Annotated in this window: 18 protein-coding genes and 1 pseudogene; 9 read left to right on the top strand and 10 right to left on the bottom strand. The window is 41.7% G+C overall.

The window, feature by feature from the left end; all coding sequences use genetic code 11:
- Positions 1–76: 76 nt before the first annotated feature.
- Positions 77–352 carry a hypothetical protein gene (locus FIS9605_RS0114700; protein WP_026733269.1) on the top strand — a complete coding sequence of 92 codons (276 nt, stop codon included), beginning with the start codon at positions 77–79 and terminating at the stop codon, positions 350–352.
- On the top strand, positions 331–750 hold the full coding sequence (locus tag FIS9605_RS0114695; RefSeq protein ID WP_026733268.1) for a type II toxin-antitoxin system VapC family toxin: 420 nt from the start codon (positions 331–333) through the stop codon (positions 748–750). The genes FIS9605_RS0114700 and FIS9605_RS0114695 overlap by 22 nt, the downstream gene beginning before the upstream one ends.
- A gap of 189 nt (positions 751–939) precedes the next feature.
- Here the strand turns inward: FIS9605_RS0114695 and FIS9605_RS0114690 are convergent, their stop codons facing one another.
- Positions 940–1,152, bottom strand: coding sequence for a type II toxin-antitoxin system HicB family antitoxin (locus FIS9605_RS0114690; RefSeq protein ID WP_026733267.1), 213 nt, complete (start codon positions 1,150–1,152; stop codon positions 940–942).
- A 156-nt stretch (positions 1,153–1,308) separates the two neighbouring features.
- Between FIS9605_RS0114690 and FIS9605_RS0114685 the strand changes: the two genes are divergently transcribed.
- Positions 1,309–1,773, top strand: coding sequence for a hypothetical protein (locus FIS9605_RS0114685; RefSeq protein ID WP_231510340.1), 465 nt, complete (start codon positions 1,309–1,311; stop codon positions 1,771–1,773).
- A 104-nt stretch (positions 1,774–1,877) separates the two neighbouring features.
- Here the strand turns inward: FIS9605_RS0114685 and FIS9605_RS46610 are convergent.
- Positions 1,878–2,457: pseudogene (locus FIS9605_RS46610) on the bottom strand (transposase).
- A gap of 76 nt (positions 2,458–2,533) precedes the next feature.
- Complete coding sequence (locus tag FIS9605_RS0114675) at positions 2,534–6,520, bottom strand: magnesium chelatase subunit H (RefSeq protein WP_026733264.1); 3,987 nt, start codon at positions 6,518–6,520, stop codon at positions 2,534–2,536.
- A 347-nt stretch (positions 6,521–6,867) separates the two neighbouring features.
- On the opposite strand from FIS9605_RS0114675, the gene FIS9605_RS0114670 reads away from it, so the two are divergent.
- Positions 6,868–8,187: a lipid-A-disaccharide synthase gene (locus FIS9605_RS0114670; protein ID WP_026733263.1), complete on the top strand. Its 1,320-nt coding sequence runs from the start codon at positions 6,868–6,870 to the stop codon at positions 8,185–8,187.
- A gap of 118 nt (positions 8,188–8,305) precedes the next feature.
- Here the strand turns inward: FIS9605_RS0114670 and FIS9605_RS0114665 are convergent, their stop codons facing one another.
- A complete protein-coding gene (locus tag FIS9605_RS0114665; RefSeq protein WP_026733262.1) occupies positions 8,306–8,692 on the bottom strand; it encodes a hypothetical protein in 387 nt (128 codons plus the stop codon).
- 236 nt (positions 8,693–8,928) lie between these two features.
- A complete protein-coding gene (gene ftsH / locus FIS9605_RS0114660; protein ID WP_026733261.1) occupies positions 8,929–10,839 on the bottom strand; it encodes an ATP-dependent zinc metalloprotease FtsH in 1,911 nt (636 codons plus the stop codon).
- A 604-nt stretch (positions 10,840–11,443) separates the two neighbouring features.
- Here ftsH and FIS9605_RS0114655 point away from each other — a divergent pair.
- Positions 11,444–11,989, top strand: a complete 546-nt coding sequence (locus tag FIS9605_RS0114655) for an NADPH-dependent FMN reductase (RefSeq protein WP_026733260.1) — start codon at positions 11,444–11,446, stop codon at positions 11,987–11,989.
- A 96-nt stretch (positions 11,990–12,085) separates the two neighbouring features.
- Here the strand turns inward: FIS9605_RS0114655 and FIS9605_RS0114650 are convergent, their stop codons facing one another.
- Positions 12,086–13,204, bottom strand: coding sequence for a ferrochelatase (locus tag FIS9605_RS0114650; RefSeq protein ID WP_026733259.1), 1,119 nt, complete (start codon positions 13,202–13,204; stop codon positions 12,086–12,088).
- An 827-nt stretch (positions 13,205–14,031) separates the two neighbouring features.
- Between FIS9605_RS0114650 and FIS9605_RS0114645 the strand changes: the two genes are divergently transcribed.
- The 4 genes from FIS9605_RS0114645 (at position 14,032) to FIS9605_RS0114630 (ending at position 18,911) form a co-directional block, all read left to right on the top strand.
- Positions 14,032–14,487, top strand: a complete 456-nt coding sequence (locus tag FIS9605_RS0114645; protein WP_026733258.1) for a hypothetical protein — start codon at positions 14,032–14,034, stop codon at positions 14,485–14,487.
- Positions 14,488–14,941: 454 nt separating this feature from the next.
- Complete coding sequence (locus FIS9605_RS0114640) at positions 14,942–16,876, top strand: hypothetical protein (RefSeq protein WP_026733257.1); 1,935 nt, start codon at positions 14,942–14,944, stop codon at positions 16,874–16,876.
- Positions 16,877–17,070: 194 nt separating this feature from the next.
- Entirely contained in the window at positions 17,071–17,661 is a 591-nt protein-coding gene (locus FIS9605_RS0114635; protein ID WP_026733256.1) for a gamma-glutamylcyclotransferase, read from the top strand.
- Between the two features lie 650 nt (positions 17,662–18,311).
- Positions 18,312–18,911, top strand: a complete 600-nt coding sequence (locus FIS9605_RS0114630) for an NIL domain-containing protein (RefSeq protein ID WP_231510337.1) — start codon at positions 18,312–18,314, stop codon at positions 18,909–18,911.
- 433 nt (positions 18,912–19,344) lie between these two features.
- Here the strand turns inward: FIS9605_RS0114630 and FIS9605_RS39810 are convergent, their stop codons facing one another.
- From FIS9605_RS39810 to FIS9605_RS0114615, 4 genes are all read right to left on the bottom strand, one after another.
- A complete protein-coding gene (locus FIS9605_RS39810; protein ID WP_231510336.1) occupies positions 19,345–19,872 on the bottom strand; it encodes a hypothetical protein in 528 nt (175 codons plus the stop codon).
- The gene (locus FIS9605_RS39805) at positions 19,800–20,264 is read right to left on the bottom strand and encodes a DUF6694 family lipoprotein (RefSeq protein ID WP_331280949.1); all 465 of its coding nucleotides are present in this window, start codon (positions 20,262–20,264) and stop codon (positions 19,800–19,802) included. The genes FIS9605_RS39810 and FIS9605_RS39805 overlap by 73 nt, the downstream gene beginning before the upstream one ends.
- 254 nt (positions 20,265–20,518) lie before the next feature.
- Complete coding sequence (locus tag FIS9605_RS0114620) at positions 20,519–20,821, bottom strand: DUF2087 domain-containing protein (RefSeq protein ID WP_026733254.1); 303 nt, start codon at positions 20,819–20,821, stop codon at positions 20,519–20,521.
- Positions 20,822–20,902: 81 nt separating this feature from the next.
- The gene (locus FIS9605_RS0114615; RefSeq protein WP_026733253.1) at positions 20,903–22,972 is read right to left on the bottom strand and encodes a cation:proton antiporter domain-containing protein; all 2,070 of its coding nucleotides are present in this window, start codon (positions 22,970–22,972) and stop codon (positions 20,903–20,905) included.
- Between the last annotated feature and the right edge of the window lie 266 nt (positions 22,973–23,238).

Genomic DNA, 23,238 nt, shown 5'->3' with positions numbered 1-23,238 from the left:
GTAAAGTGAGAGCGATCGCTCTCATCTTGCCTTATTGTTATGATCAATTTGTTGTTAGTGAAAAAAAGTTTATCTTGTGGACGCTACATTTAACTGGAAACCAGAACAGACTTTACTAGAAAAATTAATCACTCTTGCTCATCAACGAGGTCAATCTCCTGAATCAATAGTCAATGAAGCGGTTAAGCTATACCTGGAAACCGAATCGCCAAAATCGAATGTTACGTCTGATTCTGACCCATTAGTAGGCTTATTTGCAACTGCCAATGACCTCGCCATAAAGTCAGAAGATATTCTGCAACAGGAGATTACTGAAAAATCTGGGTGGACATGGAAAGAAACCCAGCCGTAGCAGATACGGGGTTTATTGTGGCTTTGTTGAATCGTTCAGATACAATGCACAGTATTGTTGTAACCGCCTACACTCAACAACAACAGATTTTGCTACCACAAACAGTTTTAGCAGAAGTAGCTTATCTCGTTGGGCGTAATGCAGGTGTAGCTACAGTAGCAGCTTTTTTGAAAGGACTGTCTGCGAGTAAATTCAGTTTAGTGGCTTTGACAGATCAAGATGTAATGCGTGTGGCGGAAATATTGGAAGATTATGGAGATACCCGGATTGATTTTGTAGATGCAACTGTTATGGCTGTAGCTGAACGCTATGGTATTACAAAAATACTGACTTTAGATCAGCGTGATTTTAGATTATTTAGACCTAAACATTGCGATAGTTTTGAGATTTTGCCTTGAATTAATTTTGTGGTAAAAATGCGATCGCGTTGTGGGGAAGATGAGCGATCGCAAAAAATACCCTATTGTTAGGTCATGCTTGGATTTTATGCTTCGATACCTAATACTGCGATCGCTTTGCAGAAAACCTCAAAAACAAGGCGATCGCATTTTGGGAAAGAAGAGCGATCGCACTTTAGTATTCATCAATTAGGCAGACATCAAACGCTGTCTTGGTTCAGGAATAGAACGCCCCAATTCTTGAGCAGTTTCTATCCATTCCTGCATAATAATTTCTACATTGTGTAGTGCTTCTTGGTAGGTTTCGCCATCAGCAGCACAACCTGGTAATTCTGGTACTTCGGCAATAAAAGCTTGGTCTTCTTCGCTCCAGTAGAGAATTATTTCATAGCGAAGCTTCATATTTATGTCCCTGGATTAAGTTGATTTCTCTGTATGCAACTATATTACGTATTTTTAAGCTATTAAACCTGATTTAATTTTTTGGATTCTCTAGTTAGCTACATACCCAAACTTGGGAACTATCTATAAAGGGAATCTTTTTTATCTTAGGATTTGATGATGATGGACTTAAAAAATCTAAAGTGGACTAAAAACGTAACACCTCAAGGCAATGAGTGGTGGGCTTACTCAAAGTTTAATGCTGGATATCTTTTCAAACTCCATTGGAGAGACAATAAAACCAACGCTGATAAACCTCAAAAAGATGATTTAATTCTGTTGAGACAAAGAGGTCACGTTACTCACTTGGTAAAAGTTCTAGATTACAAATCAGAATATGATATTTGGCCAGGCGATTTTAACATATATCGAATTGTTGAAACAATTTGGGCTATTAACTGGGAAAGTCCACCTACTTCAGCTAAAGCAAATCAGGTATTTGGCTACGATGAAGTTCTTCGATATGAGGGTGGTGATGTAATGGAGTTAAAAACTCTGCCTACCTTTCAGAAGTATTGGAATACTAACGATGGTTTTGATAAGTTTAAAAATCATGTTTGTACTATACTCAATTTATCTTGAAAATAGGCTTAATTAATTTTTTTGTATACGATAAAAATGTAGAGACGTGCCATGGCACGTCTCTACAAAATTTTCTGTATTGATAATCGACATCTGTTCATTGGTCACATCCACAAATTTGCTGGATTATCCTTGTCATCTTCCCATTTGGCAGAGTTGTTGGCAATGTATTCTCGAATTCGGTCTAGAGAACCATCAGCACGAATAATGTGGTCATAAAATCTTGATTGCCAACCAAAATTTTGTTGCTCATTCTTTCTACACCAGCGGGTTACAGATGATTTATAGGCGTTAATAATAGCCTGTAATGAACCAGGTTTTAGAGGGGCGAATTTATTGGATTGGTCTATTGGCTGCGTTTGGGGTTGGTGTAGAGACGCGCCATGGCGCGTCTCTACATTATGTGGTCTGTCTATGACAACAATGCCATGTACAGTACATGATTTGGCATGATCGCATAAGCATCTATATACGTATGCTCAAAATGACTGGGGATTTCTGCCCAATATAGTTGTGCTATTTGCCCAATATCTGATAAATCAATTTTCCCAGCAATTACATCACCAAAAAAAAAGTGCGATCGCGCGTGCATATGGTCACGAAATACCATCCATTCGCAGCGTAATCTCGGTTTGGTAATCGAATTGATTCAACTCGATATTTGTTTTTGAACTTGGGCTTCATAGGTTTATCGGCATAGATAATTGTAGAGACGCGCCATGGCGCGTCTCTACATTGGGCGTTTCTACACAGTTATAACCTACTCAATCCCTTCAATCCGATCCTCAACCTCCTGATACAACTCGCGCAATTTCTCCAAATTACTCTCACTCGTCTCCCAATAACCACGACCATTAACTTCCAACAATGTTGATACAATCTTGCGGAAAGAATGGGGGTTCATATTCATCAACCGCTTTTGCATCTCTTCATCTTGGATAAACGTGGTGTTCACATCCTCGTAAACCCAGTTATCAACAGCGCCAGCAGTTGCACTCCAACCCATTGTATTTACCAATCGCTTGGAGAGTTCCCGCACACCCTCGTAACCGTGAGACAGCATTCCCTCGTACCACTTGGGATTTAATAATTTAGTACGGGCATCCAAACGTACGGTTTCTGATAACGTCCGTACTTGGGCGTTGGCGGTGGTTGTATCTGCAATGTAAGATGCTGGTGTTTTGCCATCACCGCGCAGACTTGCTACAACCTTGGTGGGATCGGAGTCGAAGTAGTGGGAAACGTCGGTTAAGCTAATTTCGGAAGAGTCGAGATTTTGGAAAGTCATCTCAGCAGTTTTTAAGGTGCGTTCAAAAATCTGCCGGGATTCTTCCATCGTACCGGGGTTATCGGCACTGAAGGCAAAAGATTTGCGGTTCAGGTACATTTCCTGCAACTCAGCTTCGCTTTCCCAAGTGCTGTTTTCTACCGCCAAGTTGATGTTTGACGAGTAAGAACCAGATGCATTGGAAAATACACGAGTTGCTGCTTGACGCAGGTTGATCCCCATTTCCTCAGCTTGTTGCAAAGCATGTTTGCGGACATAGTTCATTTCCACAGGCTCATCCGCTTCCGCCGCCATTTTTACTGCTTGATCCAGCAGGTTCATCTGGTTGATAAACAAGTCGCGGAATACGCCAGAACAGTTGATCACCACGTCAATTCTTGGGCGTCCCAACTCTTCTAGAGGTATCAATTCCAACTTGTTCACCCTTCCCAAGGCATCGGGAACCGGACGCACACCCACCATCCACATGATTTGTGCCAGTGATTCCCCGTAGGTTTTTATGTTATCTGTTCCCCAAAGCACAGAGGCAATCGTTTCGGGATACTTGCCGCCGTTTTCTGCCATGTGGCGTGCTAGCAGTCGGTCTACAACGATTTTGGCTGACTGTACTGCCGCAGTTGTGGGGATAGCTTGCGGGTCAAGAGCGTGTATATTTTTACCTGTAGGCAATACATCCGGGTTGCGGATGGGGTCGCCACCAGGGCCGGGAAGAATGTACTCACCTTCTAAACCTTGGAGTAATCCACCGAGTTCGTTATCGGCGCAAACTTGCTGCAAGCAGAATTCTAAATACTCAAACAGCGGTTTGAGTGCAGCAGGATCAACCTTGGTGTAACCTGCTTGATGCAATGCTTCCACCCAAGGTTCCTTTTTGCCCATATTAAAGAAGTTGAGTTTGGAAACGAAAGAAACTCGTCCTTCAGCGTCGGTTTGCTCTTTAACAAGGGCGGAAACAGCGGTGCGAGTTGCCATTGTGATGTCTTGCAGCAGCTGGACATCTTCTAAAACACCTTTGTCGCTGTTTTTATAAATCTCGTCGATGTCCCGTCCAACACTATTAGCAATAATCCGGGGCAAGCTTTGAATTTCTTCCTCTGGACGATCCAACTCGGCAATATTAACAAGCGTGGCGATTGCTTCCTCTGCACTCGGTGGTTTACCAATTACGTGCAAACCGCAAGGTAACAGTCGCGATTCAATCTCCATTAACTTGCGATACACCATGCCAACGATATTATCCCGCTCCTCAGCAGACATATCCTTAGCATCGATTTCTGGCAAGTTAATATCTTTGTCCAGGTTCACCATCCGGCATTTATCCATGATGGTGTTAACAATGGGAATACCGCGTCCGGTATCTTTCAAGGTTTGGTAAGAAGCAATTAGATCGCTGAGTTCCTTCAAACCTTTATATAGTCCTGCATTTTCCGCAGGCGGAGTTAGGTAAGAAATAGTTTCTGCGTAACCGCGACGCTTAGCAATTGTCGCTTCGCTGGGGTTGTTAGCTGCGTAGTAATACAGATTGGGAATTGTACCAATCAAGTTATCTGGATAACATTCTCCAGACATGCCCATCTGCTTACCTGGCATGAATTCCAAGGAACCATGCGTACCAAAGTGCAGCACGGCGTCAGCTTTCCAAACCTGTTCTAAGTAGGTGTAGTATGCAGCAAAACCGTGGTGCGGGCTGGCGGAACGGGAGAATAACAGCCGCATCGGATCGCCTTCGTAACCGAAGGTAGGCTGGACACCGATAAAGACGTTACCAAAGTGTTTACCATAAACCAGCAGGTTTTGCCCATCGCTGTTGAGGTGTCCGGGTGGTGGCCCCCAGTTTTCTTCTAAGCGTTGGGAATAGGGGGTGAGTGCTTCGTACTCAGGCACTGACATCCGATAGGCAATGTTCAATTCTGGACTGCTGTATTGTGCTTGGGCGTCGTGGATAACTTCTTGCATCAACGCCTGGGCATTTTCTGGCAAGTCCTGCACCTCGTACCCGTTGTTCTTGAGGGCTTTCATCACCTCATAGATGGAACCAAATACATCCAAGTAAGCAGCAGTTCCGACATTACCCTTATCTGGTGGGAAGCTGAAAACAGTGATGGCAACTTTCTTTTGTAGCTTGGGTTTGCGACGCAGATTCGCCCATTTTAAAGCGCGTTGTGCTACTGCTTCGATGCGGTCTTGGAGAGCGATCGCTTTTCCTGTCGCCCCATCCCGTCCTGATAAGATTATCGGCTCAATTGCCCCATCCAATTCAGGAATGGCTATTTGCAGCGCCACTTGAATTGGGTGTAAGCCTAAATCGCTATCCATCCACTCTTCAGTAGTCTGGAATACCAAAGGCAGCGCTACCATGTAAGGACGATTCAACCGCTTCAGCGCCTCAATTGCTTTGGGGTGGTCTTGTCTTGCCGGGCCGCCTACCAGAGCAAAACCAGTTAAAGATACTACACCATCTACTAAGGGTGTCTTGGTAGTGGGTTCATAAAAATAAGCATCTACCGGCTTGGAAAAGTCCAAACCACCAGCAAACACAGGAATTACCCTTGCCCCCATCGCTTCTAATTCCTGCACCATTGCCACATAGTGAGCATCATCACCTGTAACTAGGTGAGTGCGCTGCAACACTAAGCCAATACAGGGTGCTAAGGGGTCTTTCAAATCTTTGGGAATATCCTTGCGGCTGTTATGCCAGTTGAGATACTCTCTGACATCCTCGTACATTGTTGTTGCCAAAGGATGCCAAATTCCCATATCTGGATACACAACCGGTGCTTGATATTGGAAAGATGCAAAATTTTGTTTATCTGCGCCTTTTAATACATATTTATCAGCTAGCATCAGCAAGAAGTTTTCCAGATTCTCTGGCGAACCACCCAACCAATACTGAAAGCTGAGCATGAAATTTCTGGCATCTTGTGCTTTGTCCATTGGCAGGAACTTTAGCACTTGGGGCAGAGTCCTTAGTAGCTTGAGCATCGCATCTTCAAACCCAGCGCCGGATTTTTCCTTGCGCTTACGCATGAATTGGGCGATCGCACTTTTTGACTGCCCTAACTGTGCCATTGAAAAGGTGCCCATTTTGTTCAGGCGCATTACTTCCGGCATCGAGGGGAAAACTACGGCAACGTCAAGGCGATCGCGATGCGGTTGTACTGCTGCTGCTACTTTCTGGGCTAAGTCTTCTATAAAAATTAGTGAGGCGATGAAGATATTGGCACTCTCGACATCTTTTTTGAACTCATCGTAGTTCTCTGGCGAACGGAGTTCCTCTATCAAGTAGCCACTGATTTCAATCGCCACGTTGGGATTGTTTGCGTTAATTGCCCTGACCGCTTGTGACAATGCACTCTGGTACTGGGACTCTAACACGACATAGACCACCTTGATTAAATGACGCCCCTTTAGGTTATCAGGAGCTATGTGTCTAATGGTGGACTTGACGTGGGTGAACATGCAGATAGGCTCCTTTGATGCGTGTTCTTGACTCTTCTTTAGGAAATCTTCAGTCTTTTTTTTATCAGAAAAAGCTTACTGGATGGTGATTTTGTCGCCTATCTGACACAAAACGATATAAACAATGAAATTTTTTGTTACAATTTTTTACAAAATTCAAAAGTATATGCTCACATAAATGTAAATTTTTGTTTACAAAAAATTGGGGATCGGGAATGGAGATGTGGAGGTGGGGTGATGGGGGGAGTGGGGGAGTGGGAAATGATCAGAATAAATACTAACTACTAACTACTAACCACTAACAAATGACTAATGACCAATGACCAATGACTAAGGACTAATGACCAATGACTTTTGACATTTTGATTCTCTCAAATGGGCCTGGAGAGGTAACTACGTGGGTTCGCCCGGTAGTAAAGGCATTAAGGCAAAAACTTCCACAAGAGCGATCGCAAGTTAGAATCTCAGTAGTTTTATCCCCTTGCCCAAACGCTAGTGGCAAAGAAGCAGATATAGTTAGTTCTTACCCAGAAGTAGACAGAGTCCAATCAGCGGAGCATTTTTGGCGATTTTTGCTCTGGGGAAAAACTTGGGAAAACTGGGATTGGAGAAGTCGTGGCGTAGTTGTTTTTCTTGGCGGCGACCAATTTTTTGCTGTCGCGATCGCCAAAAGACTGGGTTATCGCACTGTTGTTTATGCAGAATGGGAAGCACGCTGGCATAATCTCATTGACCGTTTTGGTGTGATGAAACCAGAAGTTGCTGCCGGAGTAGCACCTAAATATGCTCACAAATTTACAGTTGTGGGAGATTTGATGGCAGAAGCAGGTGCGTCTACGTCATTAGTCATTAGTCATTCGTCATTGGTAAAAGACCAAGAACAAATGACAAATGACATAGACGCGCCTTCTTCGGCTTCCCGCAGGGTAGGACAAATGACCGAATTGATTGCTTTACTCCCTGGTTCAAAGCCTGCAAAATTATTCCAGGGAGTGCCTTTAACTTTGGCGAGCGCAGAGTATGTTCATGCAAAAAGACCGCAAACAAAGTTTTTTATTCCTGTTGCACCGACTTTGGAATTAGAAACTTTAGCTAGTTTTGGCGATCGCCATAAAAATCCTTTTGTAGAGATTTTTGGTGGTACATCAGCGAAATTAATCGATTTTGAATCTCCGATCCTGAAAACAGAGAATGGTTTAACTGTAGAATTAGTAACTCGCAATCCTGCCTACGACATTTTATCCCAGTGCAGTATCTGCTTGACTACTGTAGGGGCAAACACTGCTGAACTTGGTTCTTTAGCAGTACCAATGATTGTTTTGCTACCAACTCAACAACTAGACGCAATGAAATCCTGGGATGGTTTGCCAGGTTTGTTGGCAAATTTGCCGGGAGTAGGTTCTAGTTTTGCCAAGTTGATTAACTGGCTATTCCTACAGCGTAAAGGTTTATTAGCATGGCCTAATATTTGGGCAAAGGAAGAAATCGTTCCAGAACTTGTAGGCAAACTTCAGCCGCAAGAAGTGGGAGAAATGGTCTTAGATTATTTGAATCATCCAGAAAAATTAGAACAAATGCGAACGAAACTGCAAAGCATTAGAGGAGAAACAGGTGCAGCTGATAAATTAGCGCAATTAGTATATGAAGAAATAGAAAAACAATTATAGAAGCGTCTACTTCAAAAGTCGTAAATTAAAAGGAAAAGGATAACGATAAGAACCAAGACACAAAGACACGGAGAATTTTAGCTCTCCGCATCTCAATATTTGTGCGTTTCTCTGTTTTTTACTCAGAAGAATTGCCGTCTCGCCGCCCCAGTTCGTAAACACTGCAACCAATACAGGCGAGTATACCCATACTAATTGCCCAGCTGCGACCTAAACTTACTTCTACACCCCAGTTACATAAAGCACCAAACGCAAGAAAAGGAATTATGCTAAACACTGAGGCGTAAAAAGCATTTTGTGATTCTCTCGCCTGACGAGTCTTTTCAAATTCTGACTTACTAGTGTAAAGCGATCGCTCCGCAAAGTTAAACCAGCGGTTGAGTTGCTCGATCACCCATTCACTGACTGGCGAAAAACCCAGATATAGCGCCAATGACCATAAACTTGCTCCAGCAATGGCCACTGTATCTAACTCAAAGCTAAAAGGTAACATATCAGTCAGCATGGTTTGTGTGAGTCCTGCAAAGGGTAAAATTTAGCTTCTATTTAAGCTCACTTAACCTCTTCAGAAATTTTAATCCTAAAGTTAATAGTATTTCTACTCATCATCAAACCAAGGCTAATGCCCTTAATAAAAAAATAGATTGTTGATTTTCATAACTAACCAAAAACCAACAACCAATGTACAGACGTGCCATGGCACGTCTCTACAACCACTAACCACTAACCACTAACCACTAACTAACTCTGACTAAATACTGCTAATTGTTGTTTCTCAGGTAATTTAGTATATTCAGCAACAATTTGTCGGAATTGCTCTCCTTCGATAGTCTCCTGTTCTACTATCAATTCCACAAGTTTGTCTACCAGTGCTCGGTTTTCACGGATAATACGGCGAGCTTCTTGGTAACAATAAACTGCAATTTCCCGCACTTTTCGGTCAATTTTAGTCGCCATCTCTTCGGAATACTCATTCCGAGTTACCCAATCTCTACCGAGAAACACATCACTATTTTGAGTTTCTAAAGCTACTAGCCCTAAGTCAGACATACCATACATAGTCACCATCTTGCGGGCCAGATTTGTCACCATTTTTAAATCGTTGCTGGCTCCACCCGTAACTTCAGATTCTCCAAAAACTTCTGCTTCTGAGGCTTTTCCTCCCAAAGTCATGGTAATGTTGTCTTGTATCCAAGCACGAGTGTAAAGACCACTGTCAATCATCTCTTCATTGAGAATCTGTTGAGAAAAACCACCAACTCCACCAGAACGGGGAATAATTGTCACCTTATTTAAAGGATCTGCGTGTGGCAAAAGTGTAGCCAAAAGAGCATGTCCGACCTCATGATAAGCAATCAATCGCTTTTTGTTGCTATCTAAGAGTGGATTCAGCGTTAATCCGATTGTCAGCCTATCAATGGCATCGTCAATTTCTATCTGTGTAATTGTATCTTTTCGTCTCCGTGCTGTCAGAATTGCTGCTTCGTTAAGGAGGTTAGCTAAGTCTGCGCCTGTAAAACCTGGTGTCCGACGCGCAACAACTTCTAAAGAAACAGACGGATCTATTTTCTTGTTCCGCGCATGAACTTTTAAAATTTCCAATCGCCCTTTGCGGTCAGGTGCATCAACAATTACTTGGCGGTCAAAGCGTCCCGGTCGAAGCAAGGCTGCATCCAAAACATCTGGGCGGTTGGTAGCAGCAATAATGATGATGCCGGTGTTACCTTCAAAACCGTCCATTTCGGTCAGCAGTTGGTTGAGGGTTTGCTCTCTCTCGTCGTTTCCGCCGCCAATACCAGCACCCCTTTGTCTACCGACAGCATCAATTTCATCGATAAATATCAAACAAGGAGCGTTGTCTTTAGCTTTTTTGAACAAGTCACGGACGCGGGATGCACCCACACCTACAAACATTTCTACGAATTCCGAACCGGAGATACTGAAGAAGGGAACACCTGCTTCGCCAGCGATCGCTTTTGCCAATAGAGTTTTACCAGTTCCCGGAGGCCCTATTAATAGTACTCCTTTAGGAATGCGTGCGCCGACAGCAGTAAATTTTTCTGGTTGCTTGAGGAAGGTAACAACTTCTTGGAGTTCTTCTTTCGCTTCTTCAATGCCCGCTACGTCGTCAAATTTTATCCCGGTTTTGGCTTCCATTTGAAAGCGAGCTTTGGATTTGCCAAAGTTCATTGCTTGACTGGAAGCATTCGTAGAGCGGCGTAGAAACAATAACATTAAAGCAACCAGTGGCAAAATCCACATTAGGTTAATCAAAAGTCCAACAGCAGCTCTACTATTAGCAGAGGAAACCTCATCAAATTGAACATCATTAGCTTTGAGTGCAGCAATCAACTCTGGATTTTGCTCGAAAAGCTTCACTTGTTGCGGTTGGGCATCTGGCTGTTGTCCTTTGAGATAAACCTTTGCTATCTGTTCAGTTTCATCTAGGTCTACTCTTTGAACTTCTCTGTTCTCAATTTTTTGCAACAATTCGCCATAGCTAAGGGAGTCACGCTCTGCTTTTTGTGCCAAGGCGGGAGTACCCCCAACAAATCCTGGCAACATCATCAAGCTGGCTGCCAATGCTCCTGTCAAAGCTGCTCGCTTTGTCGATCGCTGTTTCATCGGTGGTTTTTTCTCAAAACTGTTCATAAGAATTACCCTTTGTCCGCTGCAATAAGCTGAGCGCTGATTTTTATGGCTTTTTTCTAGAAATAGTTGAAATAACCTTTTCTCACTCTAGTGTAGCTTTCATAAAAACTCATTCCCAAATTTCTCGGCTTAGGTCGCTGAATGCTGCTTTAAGTCTAGTAGTTCGCGCTCGGAAACTTGGCGGCGTAAAGGGTAAGGAGAAAAGGGGGGCCAGCGCGTTGCTTTTCCAAAAAAGTTGTAGCGACTGGCGTGAAAGGTTTTTAATCCCTTTCCCTAAAAGATGCACCCCTTTCCCCTTTCCCCTCACAAGCGCAAAATTGGGTTGGCAGACCACTAGACTCTTGATTCACCATTAAGGAAGTGGAGGGCGATCGCTTTACTTGGCACACATGTAGATAATTAGTAATTTTTTTACAAAAATCCTCTTGCAGCCAGGTGATTTTTTATCTTCCTACTAGAAAATTTGAGGTCTAACCGGAATTTGACATATTACGTCATAAATAGCTAGAATTTATTCATAGTCGTAATGATTCCGTATTGCAAAAATCTGTCTTGAGATAGTGTAGCTGGTTATTAAAGTTAATTAGTGCTTAGTTAATGAATCATGGTGAAAATAGTTGGCATCGGTGGTAGTTTAAGACCTGGCTCTTACAGTCAGATGGCTTTGCGTTTGGCAGTTCAACGTGTAGAAGCTTTAGGTGCAGAGGTAGAAATCCTGGATTTGCGCGAGATGCAGTTACCGTTTTGCGATGGGGGAGACGAATATCCGGATTACCCTGATGTGACGCGGTTACAGGATGCTGTTAGTAGTGCTGATGGGTTAATTTTGGCGACACCAGAGTATCATGGTAGCGTCAGTGGTGTCTTGAAAAATGCCTTGGATTTGATGAGTTTTGATCAGCTGTCTGGTAAAGTAGCAGGATTAATCAGTGTGTTGGGGGGACAGCCTAACAGCAACGCTTTGAATGATTTACGAGTAATTCTCAGATGGGTTCATGCTTGGGTAATTCCAGAACAAGTAGCAATTGGACAAGCGTGGAAAGCTTTCAATGCTGAAGGTAAGCTGCTGGATGACAAGCTTTCTCAAAGATTTGATCAATTTGCTCAAAGTTTAGTTGACAATAGCCGCAAGCTACGGGGCGTGAATTAAAGAGTGGGAAAGTGGAGGAGTGTAGGAGTGGGGGAGTACAGGAGTGGGAGAGAAAATAATTCTTCTTTCTCCCCATCTCCCCATCACCCCCTCTTCTTAATGATGATGGTGGTGATGATGGGCTACCGCTAGCTGCGGATTAACCGTCATCGCCTGTTCTGATAACAACTCGGCAATATGAGGATTTGCCCATTGGGCTGCCATCTCCAAGAATTCTGAGTGGTCATTGACACAGGCCATTTGGATGTAGTTTATAGTGGGATGCTTTTTCTGTAGCGCATGAATAATGTGGTGTACATCCAACAGAGTTTCATGGTTTTCTGTGGCAAAGCCAATAGGCATGAACATCACCGCTTTTGCACCCAATTGAATCAGGTTTTTTGCAGCTTGTTCGACATTTGGCTGTGTCCATTCAATTAGGGGTGTGTCGTGGTTCAACCAACCTACAGAAATCAGAGGATAGCGATTAATTAATTTATCCCGTACCAAATCGTAGAGTGCTTGACTTTCAGTAATCCCGGAGGTAAAGCCTTTGGCTTTGTGAGGACAACCGTGATTCATCAAGACAATACCTATTTCCGCAGGTAGGTAAGCGGTGGCTAAGTTGCTAGCAATTTTCTCTTCTACCAGACGAACCATCATATCAATATAGGCGGGTTCGTTGTAAAAGGAAGGAATGTAGCGTAGCCCTTTTACCCAGTGTTCATTACCATCAGACATCTGCGATAAAGCTTTATTCACTTGCTCGATCGCAATACCACTAGTAAAGATAGAATCAACTACCAACAGCGGGTAAATTAACAGCTTGTCAAAACCTTGGTTTTTGATTTCTGCCAAGACTTGTTTGGGAAGAAAGGGGGCGCAGAAGTTGAAAGCTTTGAACACCTGGACGCGATCGCCCCAATTTTGTTGCAAACTCTTCTCAATACCAGCCCGCTGCTTTTCAAAGATGGCATTGTGGGGAGAAATAAAATCATTGTGTTGATGTCCCCACTCATGGCGATCAAATAGCGCCAAAATTTTTGCCAAAGGAGGATAAATCCAAGTTGGTACTGGTGCGAATTTTGCTGTTAGTAAATGTAAAGCTTGTTCATTATAGTTAGCGAAATCTTCGTAGCTTTCAACTTCGCCATAGCCCATGAGTAATACGGCTACTCGTTGTTGACCTGGCAATTTCTCGTGGGTGTGTTCTAGTTTTTCCGGCGTGGCAACCACAATTAGTTCCTCAATGCAACCAAATGAGAAAGCTTTTGGCAAGCTTTTTTGTTTGTCTTACTAGTGTCAGAAAGCAGAAGGGAATAATGCTTATCTGGTAGCCTGCAATGGCCGCGTTCTTTCGACCTGTATAGTTTTTTTGCTGCACTGCACTAGTTAGATTACTATCCTATCCCGGGGGATAGGATAAATATAACAACAAATACACAGCTTTGATTTCATACCTGGGATGGGGGATTAAAGATTTTCAGTAATTAATTTTTGTATTTGCAAAAGACTGGAATATCTAGCTAAACCCATTTCTATTCACATCTGTCTTGAAAATGGGGGAAAGGGAAAAGAGAAAAGGGGAAAGGAAAGAGGAATTTTTATTTCTTTATTGTGGGCAAATACACATGGGAGTCTTGCACGACGAGCGCAATAGCCCCTAGGCAAGACCACCATCTCTTTACCAGGTTGAACCTGGTAACGAGAATTAGAGCCTCTGGCTCTCCCACTCAAAGGGTGCAAGATCTCAGCTTCTAACAACTACCATCATAGTCTTAGTTATTTACGTCTAGTTACACTTACTTAGAAAAATAGACTCAATTTTTGTAGAAAATTTTAACTAAAGTTTATTTTTTGTGTATTTTTAGCAAAATTACGTAAAATATCGATGCTTGTGGGGCAATACACCACAATATAGAGGAATATACTGTAAGTAAGATTGTGGAATACAAACCATCGAAATCTTCCCAAGATTACTCAATAGCTGCAATAACGCTTAATAGCTGAGTGATTTTGCTGAATATAGTAAATAATTATTAAAACTAAACTCAGACTTATTAATGATAAGCCTAATTAATAATCAAGACAGCAAGACAAACATTACCACTGCCACTCAGAGATTAGCAAGGGCAATAATGCTTTCCCAAGGGCAATTTTCACTGCTTTTAGCCTGCTGTAACTCTACAAACAAGCAGCAGCAATTATTGAGTTTGTTAAATGAATTTTTACCACTTGCAACCACAGAATTGTCTATCCCTGCTTCTGCGGAAACGCTTTATACAACTATTACCAGCGCCCTCGGTTCTACTCAACCTGAAGCTTTGATGGTACAGGGTTTAGAATCTGTGGTGGCAATTAATCAGCTGATCGTATCTACAAATTTGATGCGGGATGAGCTTTCTAAACGGTTTGAGTTTCCCTTGGTGCTGTGGGTAAACGATGAAATCTTGCGAAAATTAGTCTGGCTAGCACCTGATTTAAAAGATTGGGCTGCCGCTACTATTAGATTTGATTAGCCAAATCATACTTAATTGAGCAGCGATCGCTGTCTAATGCCAAGTTGCTTTCTAACATGACAGATTACTTCTTTGACTGCAACTTGGTATAAGCTAGTAAAATTACTGACGTGAAGCCATGAAGTTTGCTGCTTCCCTTCATGAGTAAATCTACATCATTAAATCCTCTCGCTCAGTCAATGGCAATTTTCCCCAAGCTGGAAAACACAAGTAGCGAGGGCTAAGATAGCCATACTCAAACTAAGTCATAATTAAGGAACAAAAAATAAAAAGTTCAGCGTCTCTCCTTATGAGCGCTTTGCAAAACAGGCGTAAAATTTATCCCGATGAAATCAGTGATGGGATGATATATTGATTTATCCTTTATCTTTTTACCTCTAGTCACCAGTAGACTTTTGGACTTATGGCTATTGGCTAATTTTTGCTAACTAATGACTAATCTGGCAATACTCTCATGAAAACCATCTTGAAAAATTATTGTACCACCAAACAAGCGCAAATTTTCACGGCTTTGATATTAACTGGCATTTTATCTATTAGTAGTGGCTTCACACTACTAAAAAGCGCAATAGCTGCTCCTAGGGATATTTTGCCAGAAACAGCAAATGAAATCCTCAAAGTAAATGCTAGTAGCGATGGTTTACCGCAACCAGTAGCAAGGGCTATACTGCGAGATGTATCACGGACACAGGGAATTCTACCCAACAAATTGGAAATAACTGAATTCAGTCAAAAGACTTGGCGCAATGGCTGTCTAGACCTGCCTAAACCAGGTGAATTTTGTACCCAAGCCTTAGTTCCGGGTTGGCAGGTGATGGTGTCTGACGGTAGTCAAACATGGATTTATCACACCAATAGCAATGGACGTTCTTTGCGCTTAGCAAATCCTAATACTCCCCCAAATAACCAATCAGATAATTTACCCACTTCTGTTAGAGATAATGTTTTAGCTACTGCATCCAAATTCACAGGATTGCCAACTTCTCAACTACGCATTGTTAAAGTCGCACAAGTAACTACAGATGGCTGTCTGGGTTTGCCACGTCCTGATGAGGCGTGTATACAAATTGCTCAACAGGCTTGGGAAGTAACTGTACAAGCTGGAAAACAACGTCTAGTTTATCGTGCTAATCGTGATGGTTCTCAAGTCAGGTTGAATGAAGCTGCAAGCCTCATAAGTATACCCAAACCAATCACCAATGCTGTGCTGCGGGATGCGTCCCGGTGGTCGGGAATCCCAACTTCTCAGCTACGCATCCTTAAGGCTGAACGTCATACTTGGGGAAATCCTTGTGAACTAACTTTTAATAGAATCTGTAATAAAGCTTATATCCCTACAGCAGGTTGGATAATTACAGTTGACAGCGGTACGCAGAAGTGGGTTTATCACGTTAACGAAAAAGCTTCTGTTGTCGCGCTCGATCGCACTCGTATTTTATCGAAAAGTGCTGCCAAAGTCATTAAGCAGGATGCACTCAAGCGTTCTAATTCTCGAATGCCAATTTCTGCTTTCCGAATTACAGAAGTTCAAGAATTGGCAGATTGGAAAGGTGCTTGTGAAGGTATTGCTAACTGTACTCGTCCCGTTGCTTTGGGTTGGCAAGCTACTGTCTCCAATGGTACGCAAAACTGGGTTTACCGCGTCAAAGAAGATGGTTCGGAATTTGAGTTTCAAACAGTAGCCAGTTTACCGAAGTCTATAGCCGATACAATTTTGGCAGATGCTGCCGAAGAATTGGAATTACCTATTTCGCAATTACGGATAGTTGAGGTAGAAAAGCGAGAATGGCCAGATCGCTGTCTGGGTATCAGCGAACCGCTAATTTTATGTGCGCCAAGCATTGTATCTGGTTGGCAGGTAAAAGTCAGCAATGGACAGCAGGATTTAGTTTATCGCGTTGGTGAACCAGATACCATCAAGCTAGATAAACAGGCTAGTAAAATTGCCGGCAAAGAAGCTGACAAAGAAAGTGTTAAGCCTGTGCCAATACCCAGTAACGAATTACCACCTCCTTTAGAAAGCGGTATAGTTTTTCGGCAAATCTCTAGTGGTGGTTTTATCGGTAGAACCTACGAAACTGTTTTGCTAGATGACGGGCGTTTGATTCGCGTTCGTATAGGTGACGCTAACGACTCTGAACGCAGCGTTCGCCGCGTTTCTCTGCAACAGGTGCGGAGATTTCAGAAATTGCTAGAAGAAAAGGGATCTAGTGAATTCCAGAATCTGAATTACCCAGCCCCTTCAGGTGCTGCTGATTACACGATCTACACCCTCACTAGCAGTGACGGTACTGTTCAATACAACGATATTTCTCAAAATCGTCTACCTGAGAATTTACGGATTGTACTCAAGGCGTGGAATCAACTTCTCAGCAGTGCACAAAGTTAACCTTTGGTTGGGGAAAAGTTAAAGGTAAAAGGTGGATGGGCAAAGGTAAAAGAGATTTTTTCCTTTCCCCCTTACTCTTTCACCTTTTTTTATTTAGAAGTACGGTTAATCTATCAATATAGAGTAGTTTTTATTTATATACTTAGCCAGTTTATAGTATAATTCCTGATTGTAGTTGATACTTGCAAGGATAGATGAGCAAACAGAGTGGACACTCACATCACCACTGGGTACAGTCTCAAAATCCTACGAACTTAAATTTGGGACTGCAAAAAAAAGAGCCGATGTTTTACTATTTTGCTTACGGATCTTGCATGTGCCCTGTCGATTTAAAGCGATCGCTTGGCGAAAAGACCCATTCTTATGTGATTGCACCTGGAATACTCAAAGGCTATCGACTAGGGTTTTATCGGTATTCTTCATTTCGCAAGTGTGGTGTATTGGATATAGTCAAAGATCCAGCTAGTACGGTACATGGTGTACTTTACCAGCTACCTTGGCGATTTAGCGATCGCCTTGATGAAAGAGAAGAAGTCCCTCGCGCCGGTTATCGACATGAATTTGTAGATATTCACTGCAAAGGGCGAGTTTACAAAAATGTCCGGACTTATGTAGTTGTTAACAAGTTATCCGAAGAACATGCACCCAACGACTGGTATTTTAACGTTGTCTTGCGGGGTGCTGTTACCTGCGGATTACCAGAAGAATATTGTTGGAATTTGTTTAATCATATGTATCAACTGCAACAGATTTATCAAATAAAACAAGTTAAAGGCTCGGTTTAAGCAATCAAAATCAAAATATCAAATTCGCAAAATTCCAAAAAATTCAAATTTGTAAATTGCAGTTGTGTTTGATTACTGGTGTAAGATCAAAGACACTCAGTGAGAGTGTCTTTTTATTAGCTTGGTATAAAAATCATCACAGTAAACAGGCAAAATCAAGCTTTCAACAAACTTTTTGAATCAATACGGTTCAGTTAAGGTTTTGATCCCCCCTAGCCCCCCTTAAAAAGGGGGGAACTGAAGTTTTGAAGTCCACGCCACGTGCTACAACGGGGGGAATCCCCGCAACGCAGTGGCTCCCCTTTTTAAGAGGGATTTAGGGGGATCTTCAAAAATCAAGTTCTGCTAAGTGAACTGTATTGCGTTTTAAATAATGTTTTTCATAGATATGCTGGTTTGCTGTTCATAATTAAACACTGGTAATTAAGCTGACAGCTGCATAGCTAAAAAAACAGATACTAAAGCAGGAGTTTATAACTACTATGGTTGCAAATTCTTATGCTTGTACATTGTAGAGACTTATTGTGTTATTATAAACTACAGCAAAACTATCGATTTACTATATTTTATTAATTATGGAATAATTGCAAAGGTGCCACTGGAATTCAGACAAAGGATTTTAGCTTTGTATTCGTTCCAGGAGAATTTTTATGATTCAGGGGATTGGACTGATGAATGTATCTACTACTGTTAATCCCACATTGGATTGCATTCGCATTCGGGTTCCTCAGGAATACTATGGTCAACCGATTGTTTCCCGATTAATTTCTCGCTACGACTTAACAATTAACATTGCAGCAGCTGCTTTTGAAGCCGAAACTAGAGAAGACGGTTGGTTTAATTTAGAAATTCAAGGAAATTGTCGTCAACAGCTAGAAGCAGGTTTTGTCTATCTCCAGGAACTGGGTGTAGAAGTTGAACAGCTAAATCTCAAAACCGTTCCCCAAGAATGTGTGGAAAATTTACAGATTTTACTCAATAGTCCCAAAAAAGTAGATGATTTGAATGCAATCCAAGGACAAACAACCCGCGCGAAGTTTCAAGTTTGTATTCCCAAAAATTACCGTTCTTTTCCAGTAATTGCAGGGCTAGTTTCTTGCTATGGTATTACCGTTAACATTATTAGAGCCTTATTCAATACTAATACTGAAAATGATGGTTGGTTTGATCTAGAACTTTGGGGTAATCGCGAACAAATTGTCTATGGCTTAAGGTATCTCAAACAACTAGGCTTACAAATTTGGCTGTGATTTTTCACTACATATTGGAGGTGAGTGGTTAGTTGTTGATTGTTGATGGTTGTTTTACCTATCAACCACTAACAATCACTTATTTATGCCGACTTACTTAGTACAGTTTTGCGTAAAATCGTAGCTTTTTTAAACGCACCAGGTAGCAAATGTAGGCGCAAATGGGCGCAGAGTCTTTCCAAATTTAATTCGTTACGAATTTATGCAATGTTATACTTAGTTCATAATTTCAGTAGACCGAAAAGTTCTGCGATCGCCAAAAAATAGTAGTGTATGATACGGTTTTTTCGTGGCTGTAAAAAAGCTGATGGTTTTGAACTAAGGATAAGATTAGCTGATCAATAAGTGCCAAAAATCAACCAAAATCAGCCAGATGGTAAACAAACTTCGCAGGCTACCCCCCAGTAGCCACCGCCGTCGTGCGAGGAAAAGGTTAGGGCAGTAAATAGACTTCTAATCTGTTGTTATAGCTATAATAATAGTCATTTCGACAGCCATCTTGACCAATGTTTATCGTATCGTAATCATACTCCACGCTTCTGATTATTTGTTCATGGCGTAAACTTTCTTTCAGTTTTTTTAATTTTTTTTCATCTTTTTGAGTAAATTTGCACATCGAAAATAGTGGCTTGCCCGATGCTCCATTAAGTTGTTTTACCTCAACAGTAAAAACAGCATCTTGAGGAATATCTACTGTGCGCAAATTGCTTGAGTAACTTGGGACTAAACGCAAATTAACTTCTTCTTCAGGTTCTAAACCACCAGGAATTGAATAACTGAATGACTCTTTTAGCCAAGGCACTGCCCGTGACGGTTGAGTCAGTGTTCCAATAAAATAACCTGCCGAGACGGGATGAGTTGTTCCATTTTTCATGGTCAATTCAATAATTAGCTCTTCCTTGTCATAATATTGTCGTTTTTGCTTGTAATAACGTGCTCGAACAACTTTGAATTTAGCCAACTGAAGTTTGTCATTTTCGGCAGATGCTTTTTTTCTTCCAGCTTCTTAATCTCTTGAAGAATATGCTTCTTTCGCTCCTCTTGTAGTTTTCTCTTAATATCTTCAGCAGATGCTATTATTTCCAGACCAGTTTTTCCGTTGATTAACTCTTTGAGCTTTTGCTCTGGGTAGATTGGTAACGGCATTCCTTGGGTAAGTATATTTCTCATTTGGCTCATATAGAGAATTGAAAGTGCCTCATCAAATTCTCCTCTTTTGTCTTCTGGAAGAGACTGGCGAACTTTTTCTATTGAAGACTTCATTGAGTCTTTTGATGAGGTGTCGATCCTTGGATTACTACAGCTTGCAAGAAGCAAAGTTACAAGAACCAGTAAAGTTATCGTTCTTCGCATCGATTTTGCTAAAGCCTTTTAACTATGAAATATTTGGGCTGGTGCAGTTTAATACGCTTATCCATTATGCTATGTCTTATTTGGCAGTCTAAATCTAAAATCTCTATACCGCAATTGTGCTAAAGCGACACCGCCAGCTTTCTTACTTGGAAGCTTTATTTATATCGTGCAGTGAACTCAAGCGGTAATATATTGGACTCTCGCAAAATGGTATCATACACTACTATTTTTTGGCGATCGCAGAACTTTTCGGTCTACTGAATTTCGGATTCAGACTTCCAAAGAACTGCTGGTAATCGCCAGTAAAAACCACGTTCTCGTTCCATTAATTGATAACCAATCAATTCGCACCGTAGCGTTGCGTAGTCAGAGTGATGGCGAGCAATAATTTCGTTGACTTCGCGTTCTGTATAAGTTATCTCTGTTTCAAATTTTCTGACTAACCACCTGAGTATAACCAAGCGTTTTTTACGCGAAGCAGGAATTTTTATTAGGCGTACTCCGTCAAGAAAATTTTTGAGTACTTTTTCTTCCCATGCATCTAATTTGACTTTCATATACTATATTTATCCCAGCAAAATCTCTACTTAATATTTTTGACGATTTCTCAATCTGATACTGTGTACGCAGGTTGAGAATTAAGAGTGTGGTTCTCCCAGCAACACGATTGAAGTAGTTAACTCTTTAACCACCTGCGTTGTTACTTCGCTGACAGCTAAACCACCAGCGGTACGATAGCGAGTCGATCGCAAAACAACTAAATCAAATGTTTTTGCTTCTCGAATAATTACTCTAGCCACATCATCACTAGTAATGGTTTGGATATCGGTATTAACTTGTAACTTACTTTGAGCAGCGATACCAGACAGTTGAGACTTGAACTTTTCAATCTGAACTGGGGGTGTTCGGCGATCGCACACGTGTAACAATACCACTTCTGCTTGATTGGCATCAGCCAAAATTTGGGCAAACCTGACAGCACCCATAGTTTGCCGTGTAAAATCTCCAACTGGTACGAGAATGCGCTGGATTGTTGTGGGACTACTCAGCAATCTTGTAACTGCTACCGGACAGTGAGAAGACCAGAAGACGCTATCAATAACATTACCAAATAAGCGGGCGCGAAAGCCTGTGTTACGCGACCATCCCATCACGACTAAACTGGCGTTTTGTTCGCGACTGACGCGACAAATTCCCAAAGCTACATCATCATCAATCCGAACTGCTGGCGATACCTCCACGCCGAATTCTTGACTAATTTCTAAAACACCCTTCAATCGTTGCTGACTTTGATCTAGTACTGTTTTTAATCGCGGATCGTCCATCTGAAGATGGCCTTTGGCGATCGCTAATGGTACAATCTTTCCTGATTCGTGACGTGCCAGCAATGCAGCCATTTCAATCAAATAGCGCTGAGTTTGGGGGTTATAGACGGCAACTACGACGGTGAATGGATAGCGCATTTGTCCATCCACTTCACAAGTATCTGCTTGCCACCACGTTGATAGTTGATCTGTTGCCCAGTCAGTCTGGGAAACTGTCAATGAAGTTGCAAACCGTGCTGTAATCACCGGGCCAAGAATCGCAGTCACCAGCATCAGCACAATTACACTATTTAAAACACCTTCATTAATTAAGCGCTCACCGGCACTGTTGACTGTTTCATAAGCAACCAAAGTTGCTGCTAGTGTGGCTGCTACCTGCGGCAGTGACAATGACCACATTGTCAGCATTTCCGGTATATTGTAGCGGTAAAGCAGTTTGGCTAGAAATGCAGCCACAAATTTACTGCCTATCAACCCCACTACAATTGCTACAGTTAGCCAAATTGAACCGAGGGTTTTAATAAAAGCAGGGATATCAATCAACAATCCCATGTCCACAAAAAAACAAGGGATAAACAAAACGCTGCCAATAAACTCGACTTTTTCTCTAACAGGACTGCGTCCTAAAACATCGTTGACAGCTAAACCTGCTAGAAATGCACCAACAATTTTCTCAACCCCAATTACCTGCGCTCCTAAAGATGCTAAAAATAAAGCCAGCAATATAAATAAAAATTGGTTGCCTTGCTCATCACCAGAACGTCGAAAGAATTCTTTTCCTGCCCAATCAAAGCCAAATAAAACAGCCACAGAGTAAATTGCCAATCCACCCAAAAGCGTAATTAAACTTAGGGCTGTGAATTCTCCTCCGTGAATGCCAACACAAATTGCTAGCACTAATAAAGCACCTGTATCGGTGAAAATCGTAGCACCAATTGTTACTGTCACCGCCTCATTTGTCACCACTCCCAGACGACTGACAATTGGATATGCCAAGAGAGTATGAGAGGCAAGCAAAGAACCAATCAGGACGGAAGCATTCCAACTAAAATTAAATAATCTACCAACAATAATGCCAGCAATCATTGGTACTAAGAATGTTAGAGTACCAAAGCCGATTGAGCGATTTCTAGTTTTGCGAAATTGCTCTAGGTCAATTTCTAAACCTGCTACGAACATCAAATAAACTTTGCCGATCTCCGATAGCAGTTTAATGGTTTCGGATTCGGAGTTAAGAAGGTTGAGTCCGTTTTCACCTAGTACTACACCTGCTATCAACAAACCTACTAATCCAGGTAATCGCAGCCGCTCAAAAATAGGGGGTACGGTAAAGATGACAACTAGAAGAATCGTGAATGAAATAATAGGACTCTGTGCTAGCAAGTTTTTACCTCTTTATTAATTCAATGGGTAGAATGTTTATAACCTGAAAAAGTGACTTTTTAACAAGAAGTAACTACAGATTGTATATAGAAAGTATTTGTGATAATATACATTAAAAACTAATTTATTTAATGATTATTTGCTTTTGATATGGAAAACCAAATAATCATTAACATAGGCAATTATATTTTAGTTTTAGGCTCTCCTTAATAAGTCATCACAAATAACCTAAAGAGAAGATATAAACTGAGTGATGAATAATTATT

The organism is Fischerella sp. PCC 9605 (assembly GCF_000517105.1).
Lineage (GTDB): Bacteria > Cyanobacteriota > Cyanobacteriia > Cyanobacteriales > Nostocaceae > PCC9605.
Note: the sequence above shows the minus strand (reverse complement) of the source record. Positions and strands in the feature narration are given on the sequence as shown.

Excerpts from the sequence above, each read along its gene's own strand:
- FIS9605_RS0114695 (WP_026733268.1), top strand. The coding sequence starts at position 331 with ATGGAAAGAAACCCAGCCGTAGCAGATACGGGGTTTATTGTGGCTTTG.
- FIS9605_RS0114690 (WP_026733267.1), bottom strand. The coding sequence starts at position 1,152 with ATGAAGCTTCGCTATGAAATAATTCTCTACTGGAGCGAAGAAGACCAA.
- FIS9605_RS0114685 (WP_231510340.1), top strand. The coding sequence starts at position 1,309 with ATGATGATGGACTTAAAAAATCTAAAGTGGACTAAAAACGTAACACCT.
- FIS9605_RS0114675 (WP_026733264.1), bottom strand. The coding sequence starts at position 6,520 with ATGTTCACCCACGTCAAGTCCACCATTAGACACATAGCTCCTGATAAC.
- FIS9605_RS0114670 (WP_026733263.1), top strand. The coding sequence starts at position 6,868 with ATGACTTTTGACATTTTGATTCTCTCAAATGGGCCTGGAGAGGTAACT.
- FIS9605_RS0114665 (WP_026733262.1), bottom strand. The coding sequence starts at position 8,692 with ATGCTGACTGATATGTTACCTTTTAGCTTTGAGTTAGATACAGTGGCC.
- ftsH (WP_026733261.1), bottom strand. The coding sequence starts at position 10,839 with ATGAACAGTTTTGAGAAAAAACCACCGATGAAACAGCGATCGACAAAG.
- FIS9605_RS0114655 (WP_026733260.1), top strand. The coding sequence starts at position 11,444 with ATGGTGAAAATAGTTGGCATCGGTGGTAGTTTAAGACCTGGCTCTTAC.
- FIS9605_RS0114645 (WP_026733258.1), top strand. The coding sequence starts at position 14,032 with ATGATAAGCCTAATTAATAATCAAGACAGCAAGACAAACATTACCACT.
- FIS9605_RS0114640 (WP_026733257.1), top strand. The coding sequence starts at position 14,942 with ATGAAAACCATCTTGAAAAATTATTGTACCACCAAACAAGCGCAAATT.
- FIS9605_RS0114635 (WP_026733256.1), top strand. The coding sequence starts at position 17,071 with ATGAGCAAACAGAGTGGACACTCACATCACCACTGGGTACAGTCTCAA.
- FIS9605_RS0114630 (WP_231510337.1), top strand. The coding sequence starts at position 18,312 with ATGATTCAGGGGATTGGACTGATGAATGTATCTACTACTGTTAATCCC.
- FIS9605_RS39805 (WP_331280949.1), bottom strand. The coding sequence starts at position 20,264 with ATGCGAAGAACGATAACTTTACTGGTTCTTGTAACTTTGCTTCTTGCA.
- FIS9605_RS0114620 (WP_026733254.1), bottom strand. The coding sequence starts at position 20,821 with ATGAAAGTCAAATTAGATGCATGGGAAGAAAAAGTACTCAAAAATTTT.